Below are 7,064 nucleotides of genomic sequence, written 5' to 3'. Positions count from 1 at the left end.
GGGCCGGGAAATCTGATTTTCCCGGCCCTTTTTATTTTTTGTGTACCTACCCGGAAGCTGCTTCCTCCTTTTCAGCCAAAGAAAGATGAATTTATTTTAATATTTTTGTTCTTACACAGCTACACTGTTCGAAACAACATTTTGGACTGAGTGCACCTGTATTTTTGCCTGTTTTGCGTTCTTACGCCCTGATAAAGACCCGTAATTTTAATATTAAATCCCCAAGCAGCTGCCCCAATTGAACACCATTTTTAAAACTGCCCGACTTGTCTTTTTTGCGGGGCTCCTGCTGATTACACCTTTATCGGCAAAAGGGAAACTGCTTCAGCAAGTAAGCCAGGTGCCACAATACACCTCTGCTGCATCAGCTGATTCTGTGTTCGTTCGGGCGCAGGAAGCATTCAGGCGTTCGGAATTACGGCAGGCCAGTGAACTAAACAATCAGGCTGAGCAGCTCTACCGCGATGCTGCTGAACCTGAAGGACTCTTACTTACCCTTGATTTACAGGGTCGGATTCTTATCAGGCAGGGAAGAGTTCTTGAGGCGAGGGAGCTTTTATCTGATGCCATTGCAAGCTCCCCGGAAAGCAGGTACCGGGCAAAACTACACAATTCGCTCAGCAGCACCTATAATACCAGCAATGAGTACCAGTCCGGTCTTGAGGAACTTTACAATGCAATAGCCTTTATGTACCGCTTGCCGGATACAGTTGCAGACAACCGGATTGCGGGTATTTACCAGAATCTTGCCATACTTCTCAGCAATTCGGGCCGAACAGAAGAATCCTTCCGGTATTTTGCCGAGGCCGTTCGATTCGCGGAAAAAGCCGACAACACCCTCCTTCTTTCAACGATTCACAATAATCTTGGTGTAGCATACGCCCGATCGCAGCAACTTGATATCGCCTTGTTCCACCTGCTGCGCGCGGTAGAATTCGCCCGCGAAATGAACACACCACTTGAGCTCTATCAGGCACACCTCAACCTGGGAAACACTTACACCAGCACTGGTTTGTTTGAAGATGCCCTTGAACAGTATGATGCTGCCCTCGCTGCATTTGAAATCCTTCAGCCCGGCATTCCTTCTGTTATTATTATGCACAATCAGGGTCGGACACTTGCTTTAATGCGGCGTTATGATGAAGCAGAACGATTGCTACAACAGTCGCTTGCCATAAGTGAAGCGCAGAATATTATGGAGGGCATATATCACAATGTAAATGAGCTGGGCAAAATGTACGCCGCACAGAATCAGACTGAGCGGGCGCTTCCCTATTTTTACCGTGCCGCTGATATCGCTGAAACCCTGCGGAATTCGGATTTCCTGACGGATACCCTGGAGGAACTGCACCGCCTGCACGCACGCAGAGGTCAGTTTGAAGATGCCTACAACAAGCTGCTCAGGTATCAGGCGCTGTCTGACAGCCTGAGTCAGGCCCGCTACACCAAAGAACTTGCCCTGGCCGAAAATTACCTGGAGCTTTCGCGTCAGCGGGAAATCAACAGCCTGTTGCAGGAACAGCAGCTTCAGAAAAACCGGCAGCTGCGCACGCAGTCAGTATTGATTGTCGTCAGTTTGCTGGCGTTGCTGTTTCTGATTTTGCTGCTGGTGCAAATGAAGCGGAATGCAGCCTCCAAGCAAATCATCATGGAAGAGCTGGAAGCTCAGAAGCTGAAGCTTGAAGAAGCAAACAAAGCCAAAGACAAGCTTTTCGCCATCGTTTCGCACGACCTTCGCAACGCCCTGATCTCGATGGAAGGCATCCTCACCCTTCTCAAAGAGGATGAAATTTCGATGAGCGAGTTTCGGGACATGATTCCGGAGGTCGAGGCTGCAATACAGGAAAACAGCCTGGTAATGACCGACCTGCTCACCTGGGCCAAAGAGCAGCTCTCCGGCGTAAGGATGGATCTGAAAACCGTTGAGGTTTCGGGTTTAATAGGTGAAGTGCTGCAGTCACAAAAAAACAATGCGGCCAAAAAGAAAATTGCTGTGACCGCTGAGCTTCCCGAAGTGCCCGCTGTACTGGCTGATCACAATGCCCTCACTTTTGTGCTGCGCAATCTTATTTCCAATGCCATAAAGTTCACGAAGTCTGGCGGGCAGATTTCAATCGCTGCGGAAGAGCGGGCCGATTCGGTTGTGATTCTGATCAGGGATACCGGCATCGGCATGAGCGAAGCCGTGCAGCATCAGCTTTTCACGGATGTAACCCAATCCCGCAAAGGCACGGCCAACGAACGGGGCACCGGCTTCGGTCTGAAGCTCAGCCACGATTTTGCGGTGCGCATGAACGGCAGCCTCCGCTTTGAAAGCACCGAAGGTGAAGGCTCAACCTTTTTTGTGGAGCTTCCCAAAGCGGGGTAATTGAGGATTCTTACTTTGGGGAAATTGTCGAATCAAAGCCCGGCAGGTTTTTTGGGGCTGATGTTATTTTTATGCTGCTTATCTGAAGCGGGCTATATTTTTTCCAACAAAGCCGAATAGCAGAAAAAGCAAGCACATTAGGATCAGAAGAAAAAACGAATTCATCATCACTGTTACCAGACCCAGTTCAGCAACATTGATAAACGGATAAGGATAAAAACCCGATACACTTCCGCGAATCAGAACAAAGACAAGGTACAGAACAGGGTATAAAATCCAGCTGTACAAATATTTTAAATTACCCCCTTTGTTGTCTGCTGATACCAACCATAAGGCTAAAGTTCCAAGAGGGACGAAAGTATGATAGATTTCGTCTGTGATCATAAGCAGCCCCTCAGGATTCCATAAAGATTTTAAGAGGAGATGATAAACGGTTCCGACTATCAGTATAAAAACCGTAAGGGCTGTGAGGGTCTCGGGTCTCAAAAACAGCTTTGACCGGCTTTGCTGGCTTGATGACAGTAAATGCACGGTGCAATAAATGGTGACCAGCAAGTTTGTGAGAACCGTGAAATAGCTGAATAACTGCATCAGGGATTCCGTCAACGGCAGACCTGAAGTAGTGATTTTTAAATAAATTCTGATCAGCAGGGTAACCCACCCGGTTATCGCAAGCAAATAGAGGAGTACTCGTTTCATTTTCATCTGACTGATTGCGTTTGGAACTACAGTGTTTGGTTTCCGGGAAGAGTCTCTTCGAGGTCTGTTGCCTGCGCTGGTAATGTAAGGGTTTTTAGATTTGGTTTTGTGTGGTTTGGGTTGGGGATTAGGCCCCTTGAAAAATTGACACTCATTCGAGACTGCCGGCAGCTTTGAGTGGCTGGCGTTTTTTGAGTATCGAGACTTTGTGAAGGTAGTATTAAACGTTCTGCAGCAAACAGAAGGTGGCAATTTTGAAGCACTTCACTGCCACTTTAGGATAGTTGCTGTTATCGACTCGGATTTCTTCTCTGTACACTTGAGTCTGTGAAGTTTGTTTTATGAACAATCTAAACACCGGTTGTTTCTGCTCCAATTCTCCGCTTCAGTATAACGTCTTGAAAACAACAAGCTCTGTTTTTCTCTCGCAGAAGTTGCGATTGTGCAATTTGTGCAATTATTGTGCAATGCCTTTCAAGCTATAAAACGCACCCGCTCCTTTTTGTCCACTTGATAAAAATATTCCTTTTTCTACTAAATCAGATAATTCATTGCTCGCTGTGTTTCTTGAACAATTATTAATTTTTTGATAATCACCATTAGTGATTTTTTCATTGTCTTTCACGAAGAGCACAGCATTGATTTGCCGGTCACTTAATCCAAGTTTTCTAAGATCGTTATGATTGAAAATATCTTTTCTGAACTCTACCCAAAAACCTGAACTTTTAAAAAAGAATGAGGGGGCAGGGAGCCCAAAATTAAAACATTGTTCTGTCATTTTGGAAATACCACGCCCCCAAGACTCAATATACCCACTTCGAAAAAGTGCATTTGCAATATCAGGGTTGAATGGTTTTGAAGAGTGTTTATTCAATAATGTTTCAATAGTCCAGTTTTCAGGAAGCTGCCCTTCATTCCAAATCATTAACTTGTCATTATAAACACTGATTTGAATCGGAACACCACCTGAATAGTCTTTATGGGCAACTGCATTTAATAACGCTTCCCTAATTGCTTCTTTTGGATACTCGTATATTTCCACACGATTTAAGCCTTCATAACTTATCAAAGCTTTGATGTATTTTGTAAAAAGCAACTCTGTGGTCTTTTCAATTTGTTCAAAAAGATTTCCGTGAACTTCATCCTGAAATTTTAAATTACTGTCACTCTCAAAAAATCCAATTTTTATGTAAGCCCCTGTAATGTATTTTTCAGGATTTGAATAAAAAAGCAAAACAGAAGCACGCTTAAGAAATTTACCTTCCCTAAGATGAAGATTATCAATAAGGTGTTCATTACTGTCTTTTAGACTTTCTTCATCAATTCTTTGATTTCTCAACGCCCGTTTGCGAAAAAAATCAAACGTTTCCTGCTTCAAGTCATTTACAGAAATATTTGGAACAGGAACTCCATCCCATCTTTTCCCTTTTTTCTGAAGGAGAAATTTATCAAGTGCTACCCCCTTTAATTCCTGTTTGATACTTCCGCTTCTGTAATGATATTGTCCTTTGTAATTGACTGGATAAGGGTATTGCTCAACAAAAATTTCAATAAATTTACCTTGGTCTGTTTGATGCAGATTAACATCAACTAAAATCCCTAAAGTATCTCTTACTTTGTTTGGAATTTCTTCCATTAGTTTTTTAGCATCTTTCAAATCTACTACATTTCCTGAATCATCTTTACCGATAAAGATAGTTCCACCCTGGGCATTTGCAAAACCACAAATCCATTTCAGGTATTCATCTCTCCAGCTTACTTTGAACTCAATATTTTGTGATTCTGATGTCACTACAGATGGTTAATTTTATTTTAATGCATTATGTTCTGGTTTTCTACAAGGAACGAAAACAAGTTTACTTACGCAATAAATTTTCGCCTAAAATGCCCTTATAACAGTACAGGCGAAGATTTGCTGTGATTAAATGTTAACTCAAAGCCTTAACCTGATTTGCAGGTTCCTCCAACAAGATAACGCCCTTGGGTTTCCCTTAATCCAGAGCCAGTCTCATCTTCCCAAATCTGACTACTACTGCCACCCCCACCGCTCAAAAACCCCTGCGCTGTTCAGTTTCAAACTCTACGCGGCGGGTTTCGCCGGGTTGGAGCTCGAGGCTGATTTCCAGGGACTGATCGGTTTGGGTCCAGCTGCGTTCGGAAACGGAAATTACCCGGGTGCGCTCGTCGGTCTGTATGCTGATGCGCAGCGGCTTCACTTCCGTGCCGAGGTTGCGAATGGTGTATGCGCCGCTCACCCGGTGCAGGTTTTCATCTTCCTCCGGGGTGGTGATCTGCACGACCTCATCAATGGAAAGGCGGGGACTGCGGCCACCCTGAATGTGGAGCAGGGAGTCGGCTTCGGCGAGGCCGGTCGGGGCGCGGTCGCCGATGAGCACAAGGCCGTCGGTCGTGCGCAGGAGCAGCCGCGTTTCGCCCTCGGGCAGACGGGTCGCACCGCTGTGAACATGCTGCATGAGATCCGAAGCCCGGATGCTGTAAAAAATATCCGGACGCCGGTCGGTAACGTTCACGCTGCGGCTGTAGGCGGCGCGGTAGTGGTAGTCCTTCGTGTAGGGCAGGTTTTCAGCTGAGAGAAAACGCAGGCGGGTTTTGTGCAATGTGCTGAGGCTCACCGGCTCATCAAACGCAAAGGTGAAGCGGTCCGGACTCCGGTCGTTGGCCACCGCAGAGGTAAGCCCGCCCATGCCGCCCCGCCGGTTCACGCTTCCGCTGCTGATGCTCAGCCGCGCTGCTTCCCAGTCGGCGCCGGTGTTGTTTTCGAGGTGAATCAGGGTCGTCCAGCCGAGCTGATCGGTTTCATTATCCACAACGAGCTGATGCTCGGCGCTCCAGCCGAGGTAGCCCGTGTGGTACCACAGCCGGATCACGTAAGTGCCGGCACGCTCCGCCGCGAAGGTCAGCATCAGGCCGCTGTCGGCGCGGATATCCGCATCCTGATTTCGGGTTTGCAGGCTGTACAAGTGCGGGTTCGGCACAATCACCTGCTGCCCTTCGGCATCCCGAAGGGTGAGCATGCCGCGGGCCGCATCCTCAATGATACCGGTGATGGTCCCCGCCGGACCGCTCAGCGTCACTTCCTCCCCGATCAGCCTGCCGAGCAGGGCGCTCATGGTGCCGGCTTCAATCCGGAGTGCGGAGCCGGCCGGCATCAGATCACCGCCAAACTGCAGGTCGCTGATGCTTGTGGGATGCGGCAGTCCGTGCATCAAAACTTCGTTCAGCCCCTGTTGCAGGTTGAGGATGCGTGTCTCGTAAACCGTGGCAAACTGCCCGCCCTGCATGTGAATCTGCACAGAATCGGCTGCGGGACTAAACACATAGTCCTGCTGCGCAAGGGCTGCCGCCGGAATGCAAAGGAGCAGCAGCAAAAGGGTGATGTTTTTTCTGAAGGATGAAATCATAGGGCGGGCGTCCGGAGGGTGAGTTCGAAGGTTTGGGTTTCGCCGGGTGCGAGCCGGATGGTGCCGCGGATGAGGCTGCCGAGCTGTTCAAAACCCTCCGGCATGCGGTGCACAAGGGTCCGTGTATTGCCGATGCTGCGCTGCACCAGCACTTCGATGGCCTCGGTGCCTTCGTTGGTCATGCTTACCGTGTGCAGGTCGAGGCGGTCTTCTCCCCTTCTGCCGCCGCGGCTTTCGTGCTCGTGCCGCGTGCTTACCGGCACATGCACGCCGGTTGCAACATAGCGCGTGAGGCCCGGCGGCGTGGCACTTATCCGGCTGATTCCCTCAAAAACCGGCATGCCGTTTCGGGGGAAGCTGCTCGCGTACACCTCTCCCGGCGGGGCTTCAGTCGGGATGGCATTGGCTTCATTTTCGTTGAGCACCGCAAGCCGCGTCGTGCGCAGGCTGCGCAGGTTGTGCTGCGGAATTTCAAGGAAATGCAGGCTGCGGTAGTTCAGGTCCCGGAAATGAAAAAGCTGTACCGAAGCAACGGAGCCTGTGGGCAGCAGCAGCGGCTCGGGGAAATCGTAGGC

5 protein-coding genes are annotated in these 7,064 nt (G+C 48.6%); 1 reads left to right on the top strand and 4 read right to left on the bottom strand.

What is annotated here, in order from left to right; genetic code table 11:
- The first annotated feature begins 340 nt into the window (after nucleotides 1-340).
- A complete protein-coding gene (locus LAT75_RS14750; protein ID WP_291483451.1) occupies nucleotides 341-2,368 on the top strand; it encodes a tetratricopeptide repeat-containing sensor histidine kinase in 2,028 nt (675 codons plus the stop codon).
- Nucleotides 2,369-2,446: 78 nt separating this feature from the next.
- On the opposite strand, the gene LAT75_RS14745 is transcribed toward LAT75_RS14750, so the two are convergent.
- The 4 genes from LAT75_RS14745 to LAT75_RS14730 all read right to left on the bottom strand — a co-directional run.
- Nucleotides 2,447-3,067 (bottom strand): Pr6Pr family membrane protein, encoded by a 621-nt coding sequence (locus tag LAT75_RS14745; RefSeq protein ID WP_291483449.1) that lies wholly within the window; start codon nucleotides 3,065-3,067, stop codon nucleotides 2,447-2,449.
- Nucleotides 3,068-3,524: 457 nt separating this feature from the next.
- A complete protein-coding gene (locus tag LAT75_RS14740; protein ID WP_291483447.1) occupies nucleotides 3,525-4,859 on the bottom strand; it encodes an ATP-binding protein in 1,335 nt (444 codons plus the stop codon).
- Nucleotides 4,860-5,115: 256 nt separating this feature from the next.
- Nucleotides 5,116-6,489, bottom strand: a complete 1,374-nt coding sequence (locus tag LAT75_RS14735; RefSeq protein ID WP_291483445.1) for a DUF4139 domain-containing protein — start codon at nucleotides 6,487-6,489, stop codon at nucleotides 5,116-5,118.
- On the bottom strand, nucleotides 6,486-7,064 hold a 579-nt coding region (locus LAT75_RS14730; RefSeq protein WP_291483443.1), incomplete at its 5' end, for a hypothetical protein. The genes LAT75_RS14735 and LAT75_RS14730, both read right to left, overlap by 4 nt.

Source organism: Cyclonatronum sp., from assembly GCF_022565315.1.
In the GTDB taxonomy this organism is placed as follows: domain Bacteria; phylum Bacteroidota; class Rhodothermia; order Balneolales; family Cyclonatronaceae; genus Cyclonatronum.
This window is presented reverse-complemented; position numbering and strand designations above follow the sequence as displayed.